Raw genomic sequence first — 22,832 nt, forward strand, 5'->3', positions numbered from 1 at the left:
GGGGATGCGGTGCCTCCGGTGCGGTGGGACGCTTCAGGTCTCTATCTCCGGCCGGTTCGTCCGATCCGAGGAGGGGTGGGTGTGGGTGCGGGCCGTCTGGAGGACCTGCACCGGGTGCGGGGCGGAGTGGCCGGATCTGGATCCCTCCCTGCGGTGCACCCCGGTGCGGGAGTTCACCGAGAGCCTGCGGGGGCTGCAACGCTCAGGGGATCTCATCGTGGTTCGGCACCCGGATGGCTCCCTCGAGGTGGTGAGCTGACCGGCTGACCTCCGCCCCAAAGAGGAAGATGGCGGCCACCGCATATCCCCATACCAGGAAGACCACCGCGCCTGCAAGCGACCCGTACACCAGCTGGTAGTGCACGAGACGGCCCACCCCCCAGAACATCCCCTGTCGGGCCAACTCGAAGAGGACCGCTCCCACAAGACTCCCCGGCCAGAGGTGCCGCCAAGGGATCCTACGGTTCGGCAGGAGCCGGTAGGCGGCCAGGAAGGCGAGAAGGACGAGGAGGAAGGGCAGGAAGACCCGGAGCCCCCACACCCCGAGGATCCCCCGGAACCACCGTGCGAGTTCCTCCGGTGCGAACCGCTCCACGAGCCCAAGGGCCACGGTCCACACGAGGGAAACTCCCAGGATGGCCCCCACAAGAAGGGTGGTCAGGATCTCCTGGAGCTTCCGCCTCCAGTAGGCCCGGGCCCGTTTTACCCCCCAGATGCGGTTGAGGGCGTGACGGGCAACGCCCGCGGCCGCGCTGCAGGTCCACAGGAACGTGGCCACGGCCGCGATGCCCACGGTCCCCCGGGCCCGGGTGGCCTCCTCCACGTTCCGGTAGATGACCTCCGCGGCCTGAGGGGGAAGGTAGAGGGTGAGGGTGTCTGCCAGGGAGGCGCGGAGGTCGGACTCCTCCACAAAGAAGGCGGCAATGGCCGTGGCCCCGAGGAGCAGGGGGAAGACGGAGAGCAACACGTGGTACGCGATGGCCGCGGCGACCACCGTGCCGTCATGATCCACAAAGCCCCGAAGGGCGGCCCGCACAACCTGGGTGGACGTCCTCACGGCCCCATTGTAGGCCCCCGTTGCCGGGGAGGGGCCAGTTGCCTATAATGCTGGTGCGCGGGCGGTTAGCTCAGTGGGAGAGCGCCTGCTTCACACGCAGGAGGTCAGAGGTTCAAGTCCTCTACCGCCCACCATACCCGAGCAGAACCCACGGGGAGGGGCAAGCGGGAGGGGGAGGCGGAGGGGTGCGTGCGCTCTACGTCCTGGCGGCTCTGAACCTGGCCGACGGGACTTTAACCGCCCTGTGGATCCGCTTCTTCCCCAACCTGGAGTGGAACCCTGTCTTCCGCGCCCTCGTGGAGACCTACGGGGTGGGAGGCTCCTTTCTCGTAAAAGCGGCTCTCTCGGGCGTTCTAGTATTGCGGGCCCACATGGGCCGCACCCTCGGCCGCTGGGAGAGGGCGGCCCTCCGAGGGCTCAGCTGGGTATACGCGGCCGCGGTGGCCCAGCAGGTTCCCATCGTGGTCTGGCTGGCCCTGCAGTTCAACGGGTAGGGGGGAAAGCCATGGATCCCAGAGTCACCAAACTCGCACAGGTGCTGGTGCGGTACTCCTTGGAGGTCCGGCCGGGGCAACTCGTACGCATCGCGGGCCCCGCGATCGCGGAACCTCTCCTGGTGGAGAGCTACCGCCAGGTGTTGCGGGCGGGAGCCCACCCCATCCTGCGCGTCACGCTGGACGGGATCGAAGAGGTGTTCTACAAGGAGGCCAGCGAGGAGCAGCTCCGCTTTGTGCCGGAGCTGCAGAAGCTCGAGGTGGAGCACATCGATGCCTCCCTCGGCGTCTGGGCCAACTACAACACCCGAGCCCTCACCCACACGCCGCCCGACCGCCAACGGATCCGGCGCGAGGCACTGCGCTCTATCAGCCAACGGTTCCTGGAGCGGGCCGCCGCGGGCGCGCTGCGCTGGGTGGGAACCCAATACCCCACCCAGGCGGACGCTCAGGAGGCGGAGATGTCCCTGCGGGAGTACGAGGACTTCGTGTACGGCGCGGGCCACCTCGATGCCCCGGATCCCGTGGCGGTGTGGCAGGAGATCCGCACGCGACAGCAGCGCATCGCGGACTTCCTCAGCACCAAGCGCACCCTCCGCGTGGTGGCGGAAGGGACGGAGCTCACGGTGGGCGTGGCGGGCCGCACGTGGGTGAACGCGGCGGGGGAGCACAACTTCCCGGATGGCGAGGTGTTCACGGGCCCGGAGGAGGACCGTACGGAGGGATACGTGCAGTTCTCGTTTCCCGCCATCTACGGAGGGCGGGAGGTGAGCGGGGTTCGGCTGGTGTTCGAGCGGGGGCGGGTGGTGCATGCGGAGGCGAGCAAGGGGCAGGAGTTCTTGCACCAGATGCTGGAGGTAGATGAGGGGGCCCGGGTGCTGGGAGAGTTCGCCTTCGGGCTCAACGACAGCATTCAGTGCTTTACCCGCAACATCCTCTTCGATGAGAAGATCGGAGGCACCATCCACATGGCTCTGGGATCCAGCTACCCGGAGACAGGCGGACGGAACCACTCGGGCCTACACTGGGACATGATCTGCGACCTCCGGCGAGGCGGGGAGGTCTACGCGGACGGGGAGCTCATCTACCGGGACGGGAAGTTCCTCCTATCCTGATCCCTTGGGCTCGAACTGGGCGATGAGGGTCTCGAAAAGGCGGCGTTGCTCCTCTGCTACCTCCTCCGCCCGGGCTGCGTAGAAGGGGTGCTCGGTTGCCTTCAGCTCGATGTTCTGCAGCACCCGGGACTGGATCTCCCGGAGGAACGCAGCCACCTCAGGCGGATTGAAGGGACCGAATTCCCCCGCCCGGAGCCGCTCTACGAACTCCTCAATCGGCCGCATCTCCTCCATGCACACCCGCTCGTAGGCCTCCCAGAGCCGCTCGTTCACGCCCGCCCTCCTTCCCGGCGGCGAATGCGGTGTACCTTGAGGAAGTTGGTGCGGCCGCGGGCGATGATGGGACTGGACCCCGTGATCACCACCACATCCCCCGGCTCCACCAGCCCTCCCCTCAGGAGCACCTCCTCCGTGTGGGCCACCATGGCATCCGTGTCCTCCCGGAAGGAAGTGACCACGGGTTGTACGCCCCACCACAGGGCGAGGGATCGCGCCACCCGGGGGTCCTCCGTCACCGCAAGGATAGGCTCCGCGGGACGGTGCGTGGAGACGAGTTGCGCGGTGCGGCCGCTCCGGGTGATCACCACGATGGCTCTGGCCCGCACATCCCGGGCGAGCGCGCAGGCCGCCGCGGCCACGGCCTCCGCGATTCCCATCCGATGGGTGTGCGAAGCGCCTACCCGGTAGAGTTCGGGATGCGCGCTTTCCACCTCCACCGCGATCCGATCCACCATCCGCACCGCCTCCGTGGGGTAGGCGCCCACCGCGGTCTCGTCGCTCAGCATCACCGCGTCCGTGCCGTCCAGGATAGCGTTCGCCACGTCCGAGACCTCCGCCCGGGTGGGCCGGGGCTGATGGACCATGGACTCCAGCATCTGGGTGGCGGTGATGACGGGAATCCCGAATTCGTTGGCCCTGCGGATGATGGTCTTCTGCAGCACCGGAACCCGTTCCAGGGGAACCTCAATCCCCAGGTCTCCCCGCGCCACCATCACCCCGTCGCTTGCGGCCAGGATTTCCTCCAGGCGTTCCAGAGCCTCGGCCTTCTCCAGCTTGGCAATCAGGGGGATCTCCGCGCCTAGGCGCTCCAGCTCCGCCCGGGCGGAGAGCACATCCTCCGCCCGGCGCACGAAGGAGAGGGCCACCATGTCCACTCCCTGCGCGATGCCGAACTGCAGGTCCTCCAGGTCCTTGGGGGTAAGGGCGGGGGCGTGCAGCCGGACGCCGGGGAGGTTCATGCCCTTGTGCTCCTCCACCCGACCTCCCCGCATCACCCGGGCCTCCAGCTCGCCCTCCCGGACCGCGGTCACACGCAGCTCCATCTGGCCATCCGCGAGCAGGATGCGGTCACCGGGCCGCAATTCCCGCAGGAGCTCCGGAGAGGTGGTGGTGAGGGCACGCTCCGGAACGGGTCCGGGCTGGGCGAGGATCAGGACCTGCTCGCCCTCCCGGAGCTCCAGGGGCCGGTGTTCCGGCAGTTCCCCCACGCGCACCTTGGGGCCCTGCAGATCCTGCAGGAGGGCCACCATCCGGCCTAGTTCCTCCGCCGCCCGCCGAACCTCCCGCATCCGACGGGCGTGCTCCTCCCGGGTGCCGTGGGAGAAGTTGAACCGGAACACGTCCACGCCCGCCTGCACCAGCTCCCGGATCCGCTCCGGAGAGTCTGAGGCCGGGCCCAGGGTCGCCACGATCTTCGTACGACGCCGCAGGAGAGGGTGCCGTGCCACCATGGAACCGCCTCCTCTTTCTCCCTTCTCCGGCACAAACGATGCCCGCCCTGAGCCTGTTCCCCGCCTGCCGGAATCGGAATCTGGTATAATCCAGGCGACCGGGCCGGCGTAGCTCAGCTGGCAGAGCGGGCGATTCGTAATCGCCAGGTCAGGGGTTCGAATCCCCTCGCCGGCTCCATCCCTCTCAACCCGCCGCCCCTTCGAACCCCGGTTTTCCACGGGCCCGGCCTCGGGTCCTGACCGGACCACTGGCAGGGCAAGGAAGCATCGCACGAGTGGTGGCTGGCTACGCCCACGGGCGGGTGGACCAGCCCTACAACCAGGTGTATGACCCCGCCACGGACTCCTGGCGGGAAGTCGCGCCCATGCCCCGAGGGTTCAACCACGTGGCGGTCGCCGGATTCCGCGGTCGCCTGTATGCTTTCGACGGGTTCATCGAACAGAACCGCAATCCGGTATCCGACTGCTTCGTCTATGACGTCCGGGAGGACCGGTGGAGCCGGATCGCAACCCTCCCCGCGCACCCCTTCCAGATCCGCGGGATCACATGGGGCTGGTGGTCCTGGAGGGACGCATCTCTGTTCTCGGCGGGGAGGAGCCGGGCAGGGGTGTTTCCTGACAACGACGCCTACGGTCCCCGGACCGACCGGTGGGTGCCCATGGCGCCCATGCCCACACCCCACCGTGGGAGAGTGGATCTGCATCCCCGCCGGGGGCCTCACCGTGGGCGGAAGCCGCCCCTCGGACGCCCACGAAGCCTTTCAGCCCTGACCGCGGCCTCTAGACCTCCTCCGCTTCCTCACACACCCCCGCCGAGCGTCGATCTGAAAAGTCGAGAACATAGGTTCGCGATTGCATTATTTGTACGGACGTCCTAATAATAGGACGTCCGGTTGACCGGTTTGGCTCATGGGAAAAGTTGACTTGAACAGCGTCATCCCTCTCTACTACCAGATCCGCGAGGATCTCCGCCGTCGGATCGAGGCCGGAGAGTGGAAGCCCGGGGAAGCCATCCCCTCCGAGGCGGAACTCCAGGAAATCTACGGGGTGAGCCGGGCCACGGTGCGGCAGGCCCTCTCCGAGCTGGTGATGGAGGGACTGCTCATCCGCAGACAGGGCCGGGGGACCTTCGTGGCTCCTCCGAAGATCGTGGAGCCCCTGCCGCGCTTGGTGAGCTTCACGGAGGAGATGCGGGCCGTGGGCATGGAGCCCAGCACCCGCAGCGTGAAGGTGGAGATCGTCACCGATCCCCCTAAGCGCGTCCGCGAGACCCTCCGGACCGACGAGGATCGGTTTCTCCGGATCGAGCGGGTGCGGTGCGCCAACGGGCAGCCCATCGTCCTTCTCGTCTCCTACCTTCCCGCTTCCCTGGGCATCGATCCTCAGGAGGACTTCTCCGGGTCCCTGTATGCATTGCTGGAGACCAAATACCACATCCGGCTCGGCGAGGCCCTTCAGATCATCGAAGCGGGGGTGGCGGACGAGTACACAGCAGCCCAGCTGGAGATCGAGGAAGGAGAGCCCGTCCTCATCATCCGGCGCGGCACGTTCGCGAAGGACGGGCGGGCGGTGGAGTACGTGGAGGGGTTCTACCCCGCGGACCGCTACCGGTACACCATCCGGCTCGAACGCTAGAGGCTGCGGGATGGTGTCTGAACCCTCATCCCGCACGGACAGGGGGTGGGAGCGGAAAAGCGAGGAGACAAACGATCCACCGGGAACGCGCATCACGAAAAACCAGGGGGGTGCCACGATGCGGTGGTACGGACGGATGCTGGGAATTCTCCTGGCGCTTACGGTGGTCTGGGTGGGTGCCATCGCGATCGCGGGCGGGGCTCCGCGGTTGCCGAGGCAGATCACCCTGTGCTGGACGCCACCCGACATCACCGGGGTCTTCAAGACCGCCACAGACTTTTTCGAAAAGGCTGCCGCGGAAGCCCGGCAGCACGGCATCAACGTCCAGATCATCAGCCGCGCGCCCGCGGCCCACACGGAGTTCGCGACACAGGTGGCCATCATCGAGGACTTCATCCAGAGGCGGTGCAATGTCATCGCCATCTCGCCCATCGAGGTGGAGGTCATCATCCCCGCCATCCGCAAGGCCAATGCGGCCCGGATCCCCGTGATCATCGTGAACCTCCTCGAACCCATCCGCGGGGTGGAGGTGGCCAGCTACATCGGCTTCGACAACACCGTGGCCGCCATGGTCTCCGCGTACTCCCTGGTGGACTACTTCGGAGGTCCGGGAGTCCTCGGCACAGGGCCACGGGTCAACGTGCGGCCCGACCAGTACCTGGACCTGCAGTGGTGGCAGGGCGTGTACCGGAACTTCCAGGACCGGGTGAGCATCCGTGCGAATGTGGCCGTGATCGAAGGGATTGCGGGCGGCTTCTTCTCCACCGCCCGGGTGAACGGCTTCCGCAAGGTCACGGGCGCTTTCCCCAACCTCCGGATCCTGGACATCAAACCCGCAGACTGGAACCGGGAAAAGGGGCGCCGGGTGGCGGAAGACTACCTCACCCGCTGGCCCACGGGCATGGACGCCATCTGGGCCGCCTCCAACGAGATGGGCTTGGGCGCTATGCTGGCCGCGGAGGCCGCAGGACGCCTGGAGCTGGCGCAGGAAGGGCCCAAGCTGGGCGACGAGAAGGTGGCCGTCTTCACGAACGATGTTACCCCGGAGTCTACGGCCCGCATCTCGGAGGGCAAAATCGTGGCGGAGACCCACCACGGGTTCCCTGAATGGGGCTGGTACGGCACCAAGTTCGGTGTGATGCTGGCCCTGGGCCAGCGCGTCCCCAAGATCTTCGACATCCGCCCGCGCACCGTGTACCGGGGCAACCACCAGCTCTTCTATCCGAATCCGAAACTGGAACCCATTGACTGGGAGGCCATCAAGCGGGCGGCCAGGTAGAGAAACCGGAGGGGCGGGGATATCCGCTTCCTCGCCCCTCCGTAAGGGAGTCCTGAGATGCCGGGACGAGTGGTGCTCATCACAGGAGCCGGCAAGGGGATCGGGCGGGCGGCGGCGTTAGCGTTCGCCCGGGAGGGCGAGGCCATCTCTGTGGTGACCCGAAGCGAAGCCCCGGGCCGCGAGACCCTGGACCTCCTGCGCTATCGGGACGCTCGGGGAATCCTGGTGGTGGCGGACATCTCCACGCCTCAGGGCGCGCGGCGGGCCGTGGAGGAGACTGTGGCGCGGCTGGGCCGCCTGGACGTGCTCGTGAACAACGCGGGGATCTACCGCCAGGGCGACATTCTGAGCACGTCTGAGGCCACCTGGGAGGAAGTCCTCCGAGTGAACCTCACGGGTGCCTTTCTGTGCGCGAAGTACGCGGCGGAGTTTATGGTCCGGCAGGGAAGCGGGGTCATCGTAAACGTAGCCTCAGAAGCGGGACTCGTGGGCATCCCGGACCAGGTGGCGTACAACGTCTCGAAGGCGGGCATGATCATGCTCACGAAGAGCCTGGCGGTGGACCTAGCGCGTCATGGGATCCGGGCGAACTGCGTGTGCCCGGGCACCACGGATACTCCTCTCGTGCAGGAGGCCCTTGCCCGCAGCGGGGATCCGGACCGCGCCCGCCGTCGCCTGGAGGCCATCCGCCCCCTCCAGCGCTTGGGCACGCCGGAGGAGATCGCGGAGGCCATCGTGTTCTTAGCTAGCGAGCGGTGTGGTTATGCCACGGGAGCAATTCTCTCCGTGGACGGTGGGTACACAGCCCAGTAGACCAGATCCGGTGCTACGGCTGGTGGGCATCCACAAGTCCTTCCCGGGCGTCCACGCCCTCCGCGGGGTGAGCCTGGATCTCCGGCCCGGGGAGATCCACATCCTCCTGGGGGAGAACGGGGCAGGGAAATCCACGCTCCTGCGGATCGCGGGCGGTGCCCTGTGGAAGGATGCGGGAGAGATCCACGTGCTCGGCCGCCGGGTGGAGCTCCGCGGCGTTCAGCACGCGCGCCAACTCGGCATCGGGATGGTCCACCAGGAGCTCAGTCTCGTCCCCGACCTCTCCGTGGCGGAGAACCTCTTCCTCGGGCAATGGCCCCGGCACCGGTGGGGCCTCGTGGCCTGGAGGAAGCTGCATGCGCGGGCCCGGCAGCTGCTTGAGGACCTCGAGATGCCCCTGGACCCGGAGCGGCCCGTCCGGGAGCTCTCCATCGCGGAGCGGCAACTGGTGGAGCTTAGCCGGGTTCTCGGCCTACAGGTCCGGATCCTGCTCCTGGATGAACCCACCTCCGCCCTGTCGGAGAGCGATCGGAAGCGCCTGTTCCGGATTCTCCGGGAGCTCCGCAAGCGTGGGGTCGCGGTGGTGTATACGAGTCACCGGCTCGCGGAGGTGTGGGAGATCGGGGACCGGGTGACGGTGCTCCGGGACGGGCAGGAGGTGGGGACATTTCCGGTGCAGGAGGTAGACGAGGAGGTGCTCGTGCGGCTGATGGTGGGGCGGATCCTGCAGGAGCGGTTCCCCAAGGCGACAACTGCCCCGGGCCCTCCCCTTCTCGAGGTCTCCGGGCTCGCCGCGGGCCAGCTCGTGGACGTGAGCTTTCAGCTCCGGGCCGGGGAGATCGTGGGGGTGTTCGGGCTTCGCGGAAGCGGCCGTTCCACCCTCGCCCGGGCCCTGTTCGGTTTAGTGCGGGTCCGATCCGGCACCATCCGGGTGAACGGGAGACCCACAGAGATCCGGAGCCCCCAGGATGCCATCCGGGCGGGGCTTGGGTACCTCACGGAGGACCGGCGGGAGGGCCTTGTTCCCCTTCTGCCCGTTCCCCCGAACATCACCCTGGCGAGCCTGCGCCGGTTCGTGCGCCGGGGCTTCCTCGACCGTTCCGCGGAGCGGGAGATGGCCCTTGGGCTCATGGAAGCCCTGGCCATCCACCCCCCTACTCCCTGGCGACCCGCCCTGTACTTCAGCGGCGGCAACCAGCAGAAGATCCTGTTGGGCCGGTGGCTCGCGAGCGGCGCCCGGATCCTCATCCTGGACGAACCCACCCGGGGAATTGACGTGGGGGCCAAGAGCGAGGTGTTCGCCCTGGTCGGGCAGCTGGTGCAGCAGGGAGTGGGGGTTTTGCTCCTCTCCTCCGAGATCCCCGAGCTCCTCGCGGTGGCGGACCGCATCCTCGTGCTCCGCTCCGGGCGGCTGACCGCAGAGTTCTCGAGAACGGAGGCCTCCCAGGAGGCCATCCTGCGCGCCGCGACCGAGCTCAAGGAGGCGGTATGGCCATGAGAAGCGAACTCCCGGCTCCCGAGGCCTCCGCGGTCCGCCCTCTTCCCACCGGCTGGATGCGCGGCATGCTAGAGCTGGTGGTGGCCCGCGGAGGGCCGCTGGTGATCCTGCTCCTGCTGGTGGCGTACCTCGCCCTCTCCGCGCCCTACTTTTTCACCGTGGGGAACTTCAAAAACATCCTCCAGCAGACCGCCGCGGTGATGATCCTCGCGGTGGGGCAGAGCGTGGTCATCATCGGGGCCGGCATTGACCTCTCCGTGGCCGCTACCCTGGCTCTCTCTGCAAGCCTCGGAGCCGTGGCCATGACCTACTGGGCGCAGAGCGTGTGGGTAGGGGTTCTGCTGGCGCTGGCCGCGGGAACCGTGGTGGGCCTGCTCAACGGTGTAGTGATCACGAAAGGTCGGGTGCCCGACTTCATCGTGACCCTGGGAACCATGTCCGCGGCCCGCGGGGTTGCCCTCATCCTCACCGGCGGTCTTCCCGTGCCCTCCCACCTCACCGCCATCCAACTCCGGGCCTATCTCCCGCAGGAGATCATCTGGCTCGGCAGCGGTAGCCTCTTCGGCATCCCCGTGGCGCCCCTCGTCGCCCTCGCCATGGCCTTCGTGGGATGGGTGGTGTTGCAGCACACGCCTCTTGGGAGGGCCACGTATGCGGTGGGCGGGAACCGGGAGGCCGCTCGTGTGAGCGGCATCGACGTAGACCGGGTGAAGATCTGCGGGTACATGTTGTCGGGGTTCCTCGCGGCGGTGGCGGGACTCGTGCTCATGGGCCGACTGAACTCCGCCAACGCCCTCATGGCGGAGGGGATGGAGCTGCAATCCATCGCCGCGGTGGTCCTGGGAGGGACGAACCTCTTCGGGGGCGTGGGCGGTGTGGGCGGGACGGTGGTGGGCGCCCTCATCATGGGCGTCCTGGGAAACGGCCTGAACCTGCTCAACGTCAGCGCCTTCTGGCAGCGGGTGATCATGGGACTCATGATCGTGCTGGTGGTGATCCTGGACCAGTGGCGCCGTCGGCGGTTCGAGGCATGGGGAGAGGGGAGAGGTCGGTGAGGGCACGCGACAGGTCATCCTCCGGCGGCTGCAGCCGTCGGAGGTGGAGGAGTGGGAATGAATCGGATCCGGATTTGCCTAGTAGGGGCGGGGCGGGCTGGCCTCGTGCACGGCTACCACTTCGCCTTCCGAATTCCGGAGGCGGAGCTGGTGGCCGTGGTGGACGAGGATCTCCACGCCCGGATGCACGCCGCGAAGGCGCTGCGGGCACGGCCCTTCGCCTCTCTGGAGGAGGCCCTGGAGGGAGTGGCCTTCGAGGGGGTGTGCGTGGCTACCCCCACCTTCACGCACCGGGACCTGGTGGTGCGCGCCGCGGAGGCCGGAAAGCACGTGCTATGCGAGAAGCCTCTCGCGCTCGAAGTGCCGCAGGCCTTGGAGATGATCCGGGCGGCGGAGCGGGCGGGCGTGGTGCTGCAGGTGGGGTTCATGCGGCGCTTCGATGCAGAGTTCCAGGAAGCCCGGGCCCGCATCGTCTCCGGAGAGCTGGGCCGCCTCCTCCTGATCCGCTCCACCACCCGGGGGCCGGGGCTCCCGCCTCCATGGGCGTGGGATCCGAAGAAGGGAATCGGTCTGCTCGCGGAGGTCACCAGCCACGACTTCGACACCCTGCGGTGGCTCTCCGGGTCGGAGTACCGGTCCGTGTTCGCCCGGGTCGCGGCCCGGAAGGCCACCCACCTCCTGGCGGAGTACCCGGACTTCTACGACGTGGCCCTGGTGAGCGTGGAGATGGAGGACGGAACCCTGGGCAGCATCGAAGGGGCCTGTCCTGTGGACTACGGGTACGACTCGCGGGTGGAGATCCTCGGAACCGACGGGATGATCTCCATCGGAGGGATCCGAAAGGGCTCATGGATGCGGGTCACGCGGGAGGGCCAGGTGCTGCATGAGGCGGTCCGGAGCTGGCGGGACCGGTACCACGACGCGTACCTGGCGGAGGACGAGCACTTTGTCGCTTGCATCCAGCGGAGCTGCCCTCCGGAGGTCACAGGGTGGGACGGACTGCGAGCCCTGGAAGCTACCCTGGCCGCGATACGGTCTGCGGCCGCCGGCCTCCCGCAGCCCGTGGAACGGGTGGAGGCAGGTCTGTGAAGGCCGCGGTCTGCACACCCGGAGAGGGCATCTCGCTGGAGACGTGGCCCCCGCCGCGCCTGGAGCCCGGGGACGTCCTGGTCCGGGTACGCGCGGCCTCCATCTGCGCCACGGACCTGAAAATCGTCCGCCAGGGTCACTTCAGGATCCCGCCCGGGACCCGGCGCATCCTGGGACATGAGATCGCGGGAGAGGTGGTGGAGGTACGCGCTCCAGAGTTCACGGTGCGGGTGGGCCAGCGGGTGGGATTGGTGCCCAACGTGGGCTGCGGCCGGTGCGGCGCCTGCACCGCGGGCCTGGACTCCCTCTGCCCGGACTACGATGCCCTGGGCATCACCCTGGATGGGGGATTCGCGGAGCTCGTGCGGGTGCCGGCCCGGGCAGTACAGCGGGGTCACGTGGTGCCGCTCCCGGAGGACGTCACGTTCGAGGAGGCCGCGCTCGCAGAGCCCCTCTCCTGTGCTCTGAACGCACATGAGGTGGTGGCCACAGGTCCCGGGGACCGTGTGCTCGTTCTTGGAGCCGGTCCCATGGGACTCCTGAACGCCCTGGTGGCGAGGATCCGGGGTGCCGGAGAGGTGGTGGTGGTGGACCCCTGGCCTCAGAGGCGAGAGGCGGCACTCCGGTTGGGCGCGGATGAAGCCCTTTCCCCGGAGGTGGTCCCGCAGCTGGAGGACAGCTTCGACGTGGTGATCGTCACCGCCCCAGACCCCCGGGCTCAGGAGCAGGCGGTCCGGGCGGCCGCGGTGCGGGGCCGGGTGAACTTCTTCGCGGGCTTCCCCGCGGAGTGCACGCCGCCCTTGCTCGACACAAACCGGGTGCACTACCGCCAGCTCCTCCTCACGGGCACCACCGGCCAGACGGTGGCACACTACCACCGGGCGCTGCACCTCCTGCCCCGCCTCCGGCCGCATCTGGTGTACCTGGTGACGGACCGGCAGCCGCTGGAGGAAGTGGCCGCGGCCATGGCCTCCATGGCGGCGAGGCGGAGCCTGAAGGCCGTGCTGTTCCCCGCGGACCTCTAGGGACGCGGGGAACAGATTCCCACACGGAGGAGGGTGTGATGGAACACGTAGACCTTCTCATCGACGGAACCTGGGTGGAGGGCAGGGAGAAGCTCTCCGTCCTCAATCCCGCGGACGAGGAGGTGGTGGGGTCCGCCTCCGTAGCTGCCCCGGCGGAGGTGGACGCCGCGGTGGAGGCCGCGGAGCGGGCGTTCCGGGTGTGGTCCCGCACGGCCCCGGCGCACCGCGCGGCCCTGCTCCGCCGGGCTGCGCACCTCGTCCGGGAACGCCTGGAAGCGATTGCGCGCCTTTTGACCCTCGAGCAGGGCAAACCCCTCAAGGATGCGCGGGGGGAGGTGCAGGCCGGTGCGGAGGCCCTGGAGTACTATGCGGAGGAGGCCCGGAGAATCTTCGGCCGCACCATCCCCACGGATCACCCCAACCGCCGCAGCTTCGTCATCCATCAGCCCGTGGGGCCTGTGGCCGCCATCGGCCCGTGGAACTACCCCGTCCTGCTCCTGGCGTGGAAGATCGCACCCGCCCTGGCCGCGGGGTGCACGGTGGTGGCGAAACCACCTTCCCGGACGCCGCTCGCGGTCTCGCGGTTCCTGGCATGCCTGGTGGAAGCCGGCGCTCCGAATGGCGTGGTGAACACCGTGATCGGCCCGGGACGTACGGTAGGAACCTACCTCGTGCGACATCCCGGCATCCGCAAGATCGCCTTCACGGGGGAGACCTCAACCGGAAAGGAAATCCTCCGGATGGCGGCGGAGGGGATGAAGCGGGTCTCCCTGGAGCTAGGAGGACACTGCCCGCTGCTCGTCTTTCCGGATGCGGACCTGGAGGCCGCGGCCCGGGGTGCGGCCTACCGCGCCTTCCGCAACATGGGACAGGTGTGCAATGCCGTCAACCGCATCTACGTCCACCACCAGGTGTACGAACCCTTCGTGGAGCAGTTCGTGGAGTACACCCGGCGGTTGCGGATCGGCCCCGGTCTGGAGGATCCCGATCTGGGGCCCATGACCAGCCGGGAAGGGCTAGAAAGGACCGTGGCGCACATCGAGGACGCCCGGGCCAAAGGTGCCCGGGTAGTATACGGGGGACACCGACCGGAGGGGTTCCCGAAGGGGTACTTTTTCACCCCCACAGTGTTGGTGGACGTGGACCACTCCATGGAGGTCATGCGGGAAGAGACCTTCGGCCCGGTCGCGCCCATCATGTCCTTTGGGGACCTGCAGGAGGCCTTGCGGCTCGCCAACGACACCCCCTACGGGCTCGTGGCGTACCTGTACACCCGGGACCTCCGCACCGCCTTCCTCGTGGCAGAGGGGCTGGAGGCGGGGACCGTAGGCGTCAACAACGTGGTGGGGGGAGAGGTACCCTTCCCCTACGGAGGCTGGAAGGAGAGTGGATTCGGCCTGGAACTCTCGCACGAGGGCCTTATGGAGTACCTGCTCATCAAGCACATCCGCGTTGATCTCCCGTGAGGGATGCCATGGACCCCACCCGAAGCGAACTGAGATGGGAGCCGGCGGGACTTGGTCCGAACGCGGTCCGAGGGGTGCGACGGGCAAGCGATCTCCGGGGGGTGTTTGCGGACGAACAAGCCCTGGAGGCGTTGATCCAGGCTGGAGACCCCGTGGTATACGAGACCCATGAGCCTCCCGTCCCGAGGGAAGCAGGCCACCTCGCGTACGGGATCACGGTACTCTACTCCGGCTGCGTGGGCCGCGAGTACTTCATGACCCGGGGCCACTTCCACCTCCGGCGCGAGACAGCCGAGGTGTATGTTCCTCTGCGGGGAGAGGGTGTTTTGGTGCTCCAGGATGCCACGGGACGGTACCGCGTGGAGGCCCTGCATCCCGGGGCCGTGGTCTACGTCCCGCCGGGCTGGGCCCACCGGAGCGTGAACACCGGTCCGGATCCTCTGGTTTTCTTCTACGTGTACCCCGCCCACGCGGGGCACGACTACGAGACCGTGGCCCGCAGTGGCTTCCGCGTGCGGGTGCTGGCAGAAAACGGGCAACCCCGGGTGGTCCCAGTAGACGGGCCCTAAGGAGGAGGTACCATGCCCGCCTGCCTGTGCGGCGTGGATCTGGGAACCACGGCCACCAAGGGAATCCTCATCCGGGAGGACGGGCAGGTCCTCGCGGAGGCAAGCGAGCCCTCGCGGCTCCTCCAGCGGGGCGCGGGATGGGTGGAGCAGGATCCCGAGGAGATGGTGGCATCGGCCATCCGGGTGGTACGGAGTTGCGTGGAACGGGCGGGGATCCCGCCTGAGGCGGTGGTGGGGCTGTGTCTGGACGGGCAGATGGCGGGCCTGAGCTCCGTGGATCGCGAGGGGCGGGCCGTCACGCCCTACGATTCCTGGCTTGACACCCGCTGCACCCCGTATGTGGAGCGGATGCGCTCCCACGGGGAGGAGATCTGTGCGCTCACGGGTGCAGCACCCACCTACTCCCATGGGCCGAAGATCCTGTGGTGGATGCACGAGCGGCCCGAGGCCTTCGCCCGGATCTGCAAGTTCGTGATGCCCGCGGGGTACGTGACCATGCGCCTGTGCGGGATGCGGGGGGAGGAGGCGTTCGTGGATCCCACGTATCTCCACTTCAGCTGCCTCAGCGATACGGAGCGCGGTCGGTGGTCCGAAGCCCTGTGCCAGCAGTTCGGCATTCCCACAGATCGCCTCCCGCGGATCGTAGAGCCCTGGGAGATCGTGGGACGGCTCGGCCGGGAGGCTGCACGGGCCATGGGGCTGCGGAGCGGCACGCCGGTGGCCGCGGGCGCCGGGGATCAGGCCGCGGCCATGCTCGGAGCCGGCGTGCTGGAGCCAGGCATGGCCTACGATGCGGCCGGGACCGCCTCCGTCCTCAGCGTGTGCGTGGACCGTTTCGCCCCCGACGCTCGCACCGGTACCCTGCTCTGCGCCCGCATGGTGCCCAGAGAGCGGTGGTACCTGATCGGATACGTCGGCGGGGGCGGGCTGAATCTCCGGTGGTGGCGAGATCTGGTGCGCCAAGTGGCGGGGCCGGATCGCTGGGACTACCCGGAGCTCGATGCCCGGGCGCAGGTGGTCCCGCCCGGTTGCCACGGACTCTTCTTCATTCCCCACCTCGCTGGCCGGGTGTGCCCGAATCAGCCGGAACTTCGCGGGGCGTGGCTGGGACTCGCCTGGACCCATGGACCGGAGCACCTATACCGGGCCATGCTGGAGAGCGTGGCCTACGAGTACGCCATCTACCTGGAGATCGCCCGGGATCGATCGGGCGTGGAGGGACTCCGGGAGGTTCGGGTGGTGGGAGGGGGCGCGCGCAGCGATCTGTGGAACCAGATCAAGTGCGACGTCCTCGGCGTCCCGTACGCCCGGCTGAACCGCACGGAGGCCGCGGCGCTCGGAAGTGCCATTCTGGCGGGGTACGCGGTGGGAGTGTTCCGGGACTGGCAGGAAGCCGTGGGCCGGTTCACCTGGCCCGTCCAGCACTACACGCCCGACCCAGAGCGCTACATCCGCTACCGTGCCGCCGCCGCCGTGTACCGGGCCGTGGTGGAGGACCGGGCCTTTTGGAGGAGGATCGCGGCACGGAATGCCTAGGGGATCACCGCCGCTCGAAGACCTCCGGGTTCACCACGTGCGGCGGACGCTCTCCCCGGAGAACCGCGAGGACCTGCTCTGTGGCCTGCCGGGCGGCCCGGGCCGCGGCCTCCCGGGTGTGCCCGCCCACGTGGGGCGTGAGGACCACGTTGGGTGCTTGGAGGAGCGGGGAACGGACCGGAGGCTCTTCCTCGAAGACATCGCAGGCTGCGCCTGCGATCCACCCCTCCTGAAGGGCCCGCGTGAGGGCGGCTTCGTCCACCACGCCCCCACGGGAGGTATTGATCAGATACGCGGTGGGCTTCATCCGACGTAGCTCCGCCTCGCCCACCAGATACTGGGTTTCCGGGAGGAGGGGGACGTGCAGGGTGAGGAAGTCCGCGCGCGCGACGACCTCCGGAAAGGGAACCAGGGCCACGCCTAGCGTCCGCGCCACCTCCGGGTCCACCAGGGGATCGGAGGCCACCACCTCCATCCCGAATCCCACGCCGCGCCGCGCCACCGCCTGCCCGATGTGTCCGAATCCCACCACGCCCAGGCATTTCCCGAACAGCTCCACGCCAAAGGGTCGCACCCATCGACCCTCACGGACCCCCCGATCCGCCGACAGGATCCCACGGGCCAGTACGATCATGAGTCCGAACGCGAGCTCCGCCACCGCTTCCGCGTTGGCCCCCGGGGTATTGGTCACCACCACCCCCAGCTCCGTGGCCGCCTGGAGGTCTATGGTGTCCACCCCGACCCCCACGCGGGCGATGACCCGGAGGCGGGGAGCACCTTTTTGGAGGGCGCGTCGGCCGATCCGGTCCACGCCCGCCACGATGCCATCCACCTCGCCCAGCAGCCCTGCCATCTCTTCTTCCTCCAGGGGCCGGTCTGCGGGAGCCCGGAGCAGCTCCACGCCGGCCTCCTCAAGCCTCCGGGCGGCCTCGGGCGCGGCTTCCAGGAAGGAGCGCGAGGTCACGAGGACGCGCCACGCACTCACGCCGAACCTCCCATGAGGGATTCCGCCTTCCCCCAGCGTAAGAAGGAGGGAGCGCCATGGCAACCGTAGCGGTGGTCGGCAGCCTCGTCATGGACCTCCTCGTGCTGACGCCGCGATTGCCTGCCCGGGGCGAGAACCTCCCCCGCACCGACTGCCCATGGGCCCGGGCGGGAAGGGCGCCAACGCGGCGGTGGCCGCACGGTGTCGTGGAAGCCCTGCTGGGCGAAAGCTAGCAGGAGTCCGCGGATCCCCGGCGAAGTAGAGCTCGCGCCAAAAAGAACGGACTGTCCGCGAGCGATGTCCAGGTGGAGGTCGGAGAGCGGACTTGCCAGGAGCTGCGGGCCCTGGGGGAAGCCCTCTTCGTGGGGGAGACGTGAGCCGGGCGGAGGATGCGCGCCGGATGGTGGAGCGCACCGTGGAGGCCTTCGGTCGGCTGGACGTCCTCGTGAACAACGCGGGGATCACCCTCCGGGCCACGGTGGTAGACACAGAGGAGGCGGACTGGGATCGGGTGCTGGCCGTGAACCTGAAAGGGGTATACCTCTGCTCCAAGTACGCCATTCCCCACATGATCCGCAGCGGGGGCGGCAGCATCATCAACATCGAATCCATCGCCAGTTTCATCGGTCTCGTGGAGAACGCAGCCTACAATGCCAGCAAGGGCGGGGTGCTCACCCTCACCCGGAATATGGCTTTGGACTATGCCCGGCACAACATCCGCGTGAATACCATCTGCCCCGCCATGATCATGACCCCCATGCTGGAGGCCTTCATAGGTCGGCGGGTTGCACCTCAGTTTCGCGGGCCTGGGGAACTGGCATCGGTTGCTCACGGATCCCCGGTTCTGGACAAGTCTCGGGAACACGGTGGCGATCGTGGCGGGAGCCGTGAGCCTGGAGGTCCTGTTGGGGTTCGGGCTCGCGCTCCTGGTATACCGTCCCTTGCCGGGAGGGGCCTTCTTCCGCGTGCTCTTCGTCATCCCCATGGCCCTCACCCCCATCGCGGTGGGGTATATGTGGCGGATGCTGCTCAACGAGACCATCGGTCCCCTCAACGCCATCCTGGAGGCCGTGGGCCTTCCACCCCTCGGCTGGGTGAGCGGAGATACGCTGCCCCTTCTGTCCATGATCCTGGTGGACGTGTGGCAGTGGACGCCCTTCGTCCTGTGTCTGGCCAGCCTGCAGGCCCTTCCGGAAGAGCTCTGGGAGGCAGCCCAGCTCGATGGGGCCTCCGGAGGGCAGACCCTCCGGTACCTGACCCTCCCCCTGATGATCCCCACCCTCCTCACCGCGGGCTTCCTGCGGGCCGTAGAGGCCTTTAAGATCGTGGACGTCATCTTCATCATCACGGGCGGAGGACCCGGCACCCGCACAGAAAGCCTCACCCTGCACGCCTACTACCGGGGTCTCCACGCGTTTGACCTCGCATACGGGGCCACCATCGCCTTCAGTCTCTTCCCCCTGTACTGGCTTGTGACCGCCTCCTTGAAGGACGCCCTCGCCGTCCACCAGGGGCCGAAGTTCCTCCCCTGGGTGGACTTCCAACCGACCCTGGACGCCTGGCGGAACCTCCTCCTGGGGGTAGAGCGGGAGACGGTCTACGGACCGCTCCTGAATAGCCTCGTGGTGGGAAGCAGCAGCAGCCTTCTCTCCATGGCCCTGGGCGCGAGCGCCGCCTACGGGCTCGCGCGGCTTCGGGTGCGGCTGGGACCCATGACCAACGAGGACGTGCTCTTCTGGATCGTCTCCCAGCGCATCATGCCCCCCATCGTCACCGCCCTAGCGCTTTTCCTCCTGCTGCGCACGGTGGGTCTCCTCGATACCCGTACGGGTCTTGTGCTCGTGTATGTGACCTTCAACCTTCCGCTTGCCACCTGGCTCATGCACAAATTCTTCCGTCAGATCCCGCCCTCCCTGGAGGAGGCGGCCCTGGTGGACGGTGCGACCCGGGCCCGGGTCCTGTGGCACGTGGTCCTGCCGGTTTCCGTGCCGGGACTGGTGGCCACGTTCCTGTTCTGCTTCCTGTTCGCGTGGAACGAGCTCCTGTTCGCCCTCATCCTCACCTTCAACCGGGCCCGTACCCTCCCCACCCTCATCGCGGCCCAGCACACCCAGCGGGGGATCGAGTGGCGGTCGCTCTCCGCCATGTCCCTCATCACCCTCGCCCCCGTGGTCTTGATCACCCTGTTGCTGCAGGGGTATTTGGTAGGGCGGGTGCTGGGAGGGACGGAGCGATGAAGATCCGGGCACACGCGCGCAACGGCGTGCAATCCGTGGAGCGGGCCGCGGCGGTGCTGCGGGTCCTGGGGGAGGCAGGCCGGCCCCTGGGGGTTGCGGAGATCAGCGCGCGGATCGCGGTCCCCCGCCCCACCGTCTACCGCCTCCTCCAGTCCCTGGCCCGGGAAGGACTGGTGACCCCCGTGGGCCGCGGCTTCACCATCGGGGCTGGGGTGCTGTGGCTCGCCGCGCGGCGCCTGGAGCAGCTGGAACTCCGGACCGTGGGTCGCCCCATCCTCAAGGACCTGCGGGACCGCACGGGCGAGACCGTGCACCTTGCGGTGCTGGAGGGGGGCCAGGTGGTCTACGTGGAGAAGGTGGAGTCCCCCGGCCCCATCCGCATGGCCTCCATGGTGGGCCGCATCTTCCCTGCTCACAGCACCGCCCTGGGTAAGGCCATGCTGGCCTATCTGCCGCAGGAGCAGCTTCAGGAAATCCTCCGCCGGCACGGGCTTCCCGCCCGCACCGCAAACACCATCACGGACCCCGCCCGTCTGTTGGAAGAGCTTGCCCTCGTCCGCGCCCGGGGCTTCTCCATCGACAACGTGGAAAACGAGGAGGGGATCCGGTGCGTGGGCGCCCCCATCTTCGATCACACGGGCGCGGTGGCAGGCGCGGTGAGCGTCTCGGGATCCGTGGCCACCATCTCCCTGGAGCGGGCCCGACGGGAACTGGGACCCCTCGTGCGGGAGGCCGCGGAGCGCATCTCCCGGGCCCTGGGCTGGAGCGGAGCGCCCCGGTGGGGACGACGGTAGCCTGGCCGCTCGACGCATACCGTCCCCATGCTCCTTACCCGGGCAGGGCGTTGCGGGCGCAGATCTCCGCGTACAGATAGGCGCTGGGCCGGAAGGTGCGGATCTGGGTTTGGGGGTCTAGGGCGATGAGCCCGAACCGGAGGCTCCACCCCTCCGCCCACTCGAAGTTGTCCACCAGCGACCAGTGGTAGTAGCCGCGCACATCCGCGCCCTCCTCGATGGCCCGATGGAGGGCGGAGAGGTGCTCCACCAGAAACCGAGGCCGTAGGTCGTCGTCCGCGTCCGGGAGCCCGTTCTCCGTGACGAACACGGGCCTGCGGTAACGTTCCCACACCTCCCGCACCACCCGGTACAGGCCCTCCGGATACACCTCCCCGTAGTCCCCATCGCTGTAGACGGCACCGGGATCCCGCACGGTCTGCGCGAGGCCGTAGGAGACCCGCCAGGGGGCGAACCGAAGGCGGTCCCGGGTGTAGTAGTTCACGCCCACGAAGTCCAGGGTTCCCGCGCACTCCGGAAGGACCCAGCGTCCCAGGGCGGAACGGACCACCCCCCGGTGCAGCGCCTCCAGCCACATCCAGTTGAAGAACTGTCCGTGCACGGAGCAGATCCAACGGTCGAGCTTCCCATCCGGGCGGGCGGGATCGAAGGGACGGAGGTTGTGGGCGGTGCCCACCTGAGCGTCCCGCTGGACCTCATGGAGAGCCCGGTAGGCGGCCGCGTGGGCCCGCAGGAGGTTCGGGATGGCCTGCCAGGCCCGAAGCGGGTTGCGGACGGCCGGCGGGTGCTTGCCGTGCAGGTAGCCCAGGGCCACCACCACGTTGGGCTCGTTGATGGGGATCCACCAGGAGACGAGCTCCCCGAACGCCTCCGCGCAGCGCTCTGCGTACCGCGCAAACCAGTACACGATCTTGGGATTCTCCCACCCGCCCTGCTGGGCCACCCACAAGGGCAGGGTGAAGTGGTTCAGGGTTACCATGGGTTCAATCCCCCGCTCCCGCAGTCCCCGCAGCATCTGGCGGTAGCGGGCCTCGGCCTCCTCCTCCCACCGGTCCGGCTCCGGTTCCAGGCGGCTCCACTCCAGGGAAAGCCGATGGGCGTTCTGGTGCAGCGCCCGCATCCGGTCGAAATCCTCCTCCGCCCGGTGCCACCAGTCGCAGGCGGCTCCCGAGCGGCTTCCATCCCGGATGCGGCCGGGCTGCTGCTCAAACAGCCACCAGTCGTTGTTGGTGTTCCCCCCCTCCACCTGGTGGCTGCTGGTGGCAGTCCCCCAGCGGAACCCTTCGGGGAAGCGCTTCACGCCCAAAAACAAAGGGCCGGGGCACAGGCATCGTACCCCGGCCCGGATACGCTACCAGCTGGTGAACGCGTATGCGCCGAACACCTGATTGGTGGTCACGTTGTTCACCGCGATGTTCGTGTAGTACACGGAAAGGGAGGTGTTCGCGGCCAAATTCCAGGTCACCCCCAGCTCGTACAGGGCGTACGGGACCCCAGTGGATTTGTAGTTCCCGAACTCTCCCAGGCCCCATGCGGAGAGGGCATCCGTGAGGGTCCAGTCCACCCGCAGCCCCCACGCGCTCAGGTCCGCGTTGGGATCCAGGGTGCCGAAGAAGTCGGGACTTGCGAACTCCCCCCGGGGTGCAGGGGCCGCCGGGAGCACGTAAGGATCCAGGTTCTTGTACCACAGGACAAGCCGCGGGGCCCGCTCCCAGGGCGACAGCTGCGCCAGGTTCAGCGCGAGCTCCGCGTACCCGTAGTTGCCCACCTGGCCCGTGGCGTCGTTTCGGTACTGCACGTACTCCCCGGTGAGGACGACCCCGCTCAGGAGCTCTGCCCGGAGGTCCGCTCCCCACCCCAGCCCCCGCTGGAGGGTCCCGGAGGGGTCGGTATCGCCGCGGAGGTTCACCCCAACCGTCCAGCCCGGAAGGAGGGCGTAGGCGAGGCGTCCCCCCAGCAGGGTGGCGGGATTCGCCTGGTTGGGATCCGCATATTGCGCGAACCCGAGGAACTCTAGCCCGCCCAGCCGCCACCGAAGGAAGACCCCGGTGCGGTTGTCGTTGTAGTAGTCCTCGTCCAGCAGGAACCCGATGGGACCCAGGACCACCACATCCCGCCCCGCCCGGAGCTGCAGCCCCTCCACGCCCAGGAACCGGTCCAGCTGGAGGTAGCCCCGGTCGAAGTCCAAGGCGTTCTGGGGCGGGGGAGCGGTCCGGGAGATGTAGCGGGCCCGCAAGAGGACGCTTGCGCCTTCTGCCACCGTCCCGGTGTAGGTGATGCGGATCCGGGGGCCGAAGATGAGGTCCGGCGGGACCGCGGGGGTCTGGTTCACCGTGTACCACCACTCCAGGGTGCCCGTGATGCGGGTCTGGTCCAGGCGGGCCCGCAGGGCCTGCAACTCCTCCTCCAGCGCCGTCACCCGCACCCCCAACGCCTGCAACTCCGCCCGAAACTC

At 68.3% G+C, this 22,832-nt stretch carries 22 protein-coding genes and 2 tRNA genes; 18 read left to right on the plus strand and 6 right to left on the minus strand.

Annotated elements, in window-relative coordinates:
- Positions 1-4 precede the first annotated feature (4 nt).
- A complete protein-coding gene (locus N0A24_10530) occupies positions 5-259 on the plus strand; it encodes a hypothetical protein (GenBank protein MCS7173784.1) in 255 nt (84 codons plus the stop codon).
- Here N0A24_10530 and N0A24_10535 read toward each other — a convergent pair.
- Positions 203-1,057, minus strand: coding sequence for a YihY/virulence factor BrkB family protein (locus tag N0A24_10535; GenBank protein ID MCS7173785.1), 855 nt, complete (start codon positions 1,055-1,057; stop codon positions 203-205). The genes N0A24_10530 and N0A24_10535 overlap by 57 nt on opposite strands.
- A 59-nt stretch (positions 1,058-1,116) precedes the next feature.
- On the opposite strand from N0A24_10535, the gene N0A24_10540 reads away from it, so the two are divergent.
- The 3 genes from N0A24_10540 to N0A24_10550 all read left to right on the plus strand — a co-directional run bounded on the left by N0A24_10540 (position 1,117) and on the right by N0A24_10550 (position 2,666).
- Positions 1,117-1,191 (plus strand) — tRNA-Val (locus N0A24_10540).
- 51 nt (positions 1,192-1,242) lie between these two features.
- Complete coding sequence (locus tag N0A24_10545; GenBank protein ID MCS7173786.1) at positions 1,243-1,551, plus strand: DUF5658 family protein; 309 nt, start codon at positions 1,243-1,245, stop codon at positions 1,549-1,551.
- Between the two features lie 11 nt (positions 1,552-1,562).
- Complete coding sequence (locus N0A24_10550; GenBank protein ID MCS7173787.1) at positions 1,563-2,666, plus strand: aminopeptidase; 1,104 nt, start codon at positions 1,563-1,565, stop codon at positions 2,664-2,666.
- Here N0A24_10550 and N0A24_10555 read toward each other — a convergent pair.
- Positions 2,658-2,939 (minus strand): hypothetical protein, encoded by a 282-nt coding sequence (locus tag N0A24_10555; GenBank protein MCS7173788.1) that lies wholly within the window; start codon positions 2,937-2,939, stop codon positions 2,658-2,660. The genes N0A24_10550 and N0A24_10555 overlap by 9 nt on opposite strands.
- The gene (gene pyk / locus N0A24_10560; protein MCS7173789.1) at positions 2,936-4,396 is read right to left on the minus strand and encodes a pyruvate kinase; all 1,461 of its coding nucleotides are present in this window, start codon (positions 4,394-4,396) and stop codon (positions 2,936-2,938) included. Before pyk ends, N0A24_10555 begins: the two co-directional genes overlap by 4 nt.
- Positions 4,397-4,498: 102 nt before the next feature.
- Here pyk and N0A24_10565 point away from each other — a divergent pair.
- The 11 genes from N0A24_10565 (at position 4,499) to N0A24_10615 (ending at position 16,361) form a co-directional block, all read left to right on the plus strand.
- A tRNA-Thr gene (locus N0A24_10565) sits at positions 4,499-4,574 on the plus strand.
- 746 nt (positions 4,575-5,320) lie between these two features.
- Positions 5,321-6,031 carry a GntR family transcriptional regulator gene (locus N0A24_10570; GenBank protein ID MCS7173790.1) on the plus strand — a complete coding sequence of 237 codons (711 nt, stop codon included), beginning with the start codon at positions 5,321-5,323 and terminating at the stop codon, positions 6,029-6,031.
- 118 nt (positions 6,032-6,149) lie between these two features.
- Positions 6,150-7,310, plus strand: a complete 1,161-nt coding sequence (locus N0A24_10575) for a sugar ABC transporter substrate-binding protein (protein MCS7173791.1) — start codon at positions 6,150-6,152, stop codon at positions 7,308-7,310.
- Between the two features lie 57 nt (positions 7,311-7,367).
- A complete protein-coding gene (locus N0A24_10580; GenBank protein MCS7173792.1) occupies positions 7,368-8,123 on the plus strand; it encodes a glucose 1-dehydrogenase in 756 nt (251 codons plus the stop codon).
- Entirely contained in the window at positions 8,074-9,621 is a 1,548-nt protein-coding gene (locus N0A24_10585; protein MCS7173793.1) for a sugar ABC transporter ATP-binding protein, read from the plus strand. The genes N0A24_10580 and N0A24_10585 overlap by 50 nt, the downstream gene beginning before the upstream one ends.
- Positions 9,612-10,676 carry an ABC transporter permease gene (locus tag N0A24_10590; GenBank protein ID MCS7173794.1) on the plus strand — a complete coding sequence of 355 codons (1,065 nt, stop codon included), beginning with the start codon at positions 9,612-9,614 and terminating at the stop codon, positions 10,674-10,676. Before N0A24_10585 ends, N0A24_10590 begins: the two co-directional genes overlap by 10 nt.
- A 57-nt stretch (positions 10,677-10,733) precedes the next feature.
- Complete coding sequence (locus N0A24_10595; GenBank protein MCS7173795.1) at positions 10,734-11,765, plus strand: Gfo/Idh/MocA family oxidoreductase; 1,032 nt, start codon at positions 10,734-10,736, stop codon at positions 11,763-11,765.
- A complete protein-coding gene (locus N0A24_10600; protein MCS7173796.1) occupies positions 11,762-12,790 on the plus strand; it encodes an alcohol dehydrogenase catalytic domain-containing protein in 1,029 nt (342 codons plus the stop codon). Before N0A24_10595 ends, N0A24_10600 begins: the two co-directional genes overlap by 4 nt.
- A 35-nt stretch (positions 12,791-12,825) precedes the next feature.
- Positions 12,826-14,256, plus strand: coding sequence for an NAD-dependent succinate-semialdehyde dehydrogenase (locus N0A24_10605; GenBank protein MCS7173797.1), 1,431 nt, complete (start codon positions 12,826-12,828; stop codon positions 14,254-14,256).
- 74 nt (positions 14,257-14,330) lie between these two features.
- On the plus strand, positions 14,331-14,825 hold the full coding sequence (locus N0A24_10610) for a cupin domain-containing protein (protein MCS7173798.1): 495 nt from the start codon (positions 14,331-14,333) through the stop codon (positions 14,823-14,825).
- A 12-nt stretch (positions 14,826-14,837) separates the two neighbouring features.
- Positions 14,838-16,361 carry an FGGY family carbohydrate kinase gene (locus tag N0A24_10615; protein MCS7173799.1) on the plus strand — a complete coding sequence of 508 codons (1,524 nt, stop codon included), beginning with the start codon at positions 14,838-14,840 and terminating at the stop codon, positions 16,359-16,361.
- A gap of 4 nt (positions 16,362-16,365) precedes the next feature.
- Here the strand turns inward: N0A24_10615 and N0A24_10620 are convergent, their stop codons facing one another.
- Positions 16,366-17,346 (minus strand): phosphoglycerate dehydrogenase, encoded by a 981-nt coding sequence (locus N0A24_10620; GenBank protein ID MCS7173800.1) that lies wholly within the window; start codon positions 17,344-17,346, stop codon positions 16,366-16,368.
- A gap of 56 nt (positions 17,347-17,402) precedes the next feature.
- Here N0A24_10620 and N0A24_10625 point away from each other — a divergent pair, with 56 nt between their 5' ends.
- The 3 genes from N0A24_10625 to N0A24_10635 all read left to right on the plus strand — a co-directional run bounded on the left by N0A24_10625 (position 17,403) and on the right by N0A24_10635 (position 20,377).
- Positions 17,403-17,579, plus strand: a complete 177-nt coding sequence (locus N0A24_10625) for a hypothetical protein (protein MCS7173801.1) — start codon at positions 17,403-17,405, stop codon at positions 17,577-17,579.
- Positions 17,580-18,131: 552 nt separating this feature from the next.
- Positions 18,132-19,583, plus strand: a complete 1,452-nt coding sequence (locus N0A24_10630; GenBank protein MCS7173802.1) for an ABC transporter permease subunit — start codon at positions 18,132-18,134, stop codon at positions 19,581-19,583.
- Entirely contained in the window at positions 19,580-20,377 is a 798-nt protein-coding gene (locus tag N0A24_10635) for an IclR family transcriptional regulator (protein ID MCS7173803.1), read from the plus strand. The genes N0A24_10630 and N0A24_10635 overlap by 4 nt, the downstream gene beginning before the upstream one ends.
- Positions 20,378-20,411: 34 nt before the next feature.
- On the opposite strand, the gene N0A24_10640 is transcribed toward N0A24_10635, so the two are convergent.
- Together N0A24_10640 and N0A24_10645 are read right to left on the minus strand one after the other, a co-directional pair.
- On the minus strand, positions 20,412-21,677 hold the full coding sequence (locus N0A24_10640; protein MCS7173804.1) for a glycoside hydrolase family 1 protein: 1,266 nt from the start codon (positions 21,675-21,677) through the stop codon (positions 20,412-20,414).
- 51 nt (positions 21,678-21,728) lie between these two features.
- Positions 21,729-22,832 (minus strand): hypothetical protein (locus tag N0A24_10645; protein ID MCS7173805.1); only part of this gene is annotated, 1,104 nt, incomplete at its 5' end.

Source organism: Armatimonadota bacterium (assembly GCA_025059775.1).
Classification (GTDB): domain Bacteria; phylum Sysuimicrobiota; class Sysuimicrobiia; order Sysuimicrobiales; family Sysuimicrobiaceae; genus Sysuimicrobium.

Coding starts and splice junctions, on each gene's coding strand:
- N0A24_10625 (MCS7173801.1), top strand. CDS start 17,403: ATGGCAACCGTAGCGGTGGTCGGCAGCCTCGTCATGGACCTCCTCGTG.
- N0A24_10595 (MCS7173795.1), top strand. CDS start 10,734: ATGAATCGGATCCGGATTTGCCTAGTAGGGGCGGGGCGGGCTGGCCTC.
- pyk (MCS7173789.1), bottom strand. CDS start 4,396: ATGGTGGCACGGCACCCTCTCCTGCGGCGTCGTACGAAGATCGTGGCG.
- N0A24_10590 (MCS7173794.1), top strand. CDS start 9,612: ATGGCCATGAGAAGCGAACTCCCGGCTCCCGAGGCCTCCGCGGTCCGC.
- N0A24_10550 (MCS7173787.1), top strand. CDS start 1,563: ATGGATCCCAGAGTCACCAAACTCGCACAGGTGCTGGTGCGGTACTCC.
- N0A24_10585 (MCS7173793.1), top strand. CDS start 8,074: ATGCCACGGGAGCAATTCTCTCCGTGGACGGTGGGTACACAGCCCAGT.
- N0A24_10635 (MCS7173803.1), top strand. CDS start 19,580: ATGAAGATCCGGGCACACGCGCGCAACGGCGTGCAATCCGTGGAGCGG.
- N0A24_10575 (MCS7173791.1), top strand. CDS start 6,150: ATGCGGTGGTACGGACGGATGCTGGGAATTCTCCTGGCGCTTACGGTG.
- N0A24_10615 (MCS7173799.1), top strand. CDS start 14,838: ATGCCCGCCTGCCTGTGCGGCGTGGATCTGGGAACCACGGCCACCAAG.
- N0A24_10530 (MCS7173784.1), top strand. CDS start 5: ATGCGGTGCCTCCGGTGCGGTGGGACGCTTCAGGTCTCTATCTCCGGC.
- N0A24_10580 (MCS7173792.1), top strand. CDS start 7,368: ATGCCGGGACGAGTGGTGCTCATCACAGGAGCCGGCAAGGGGATCGGG.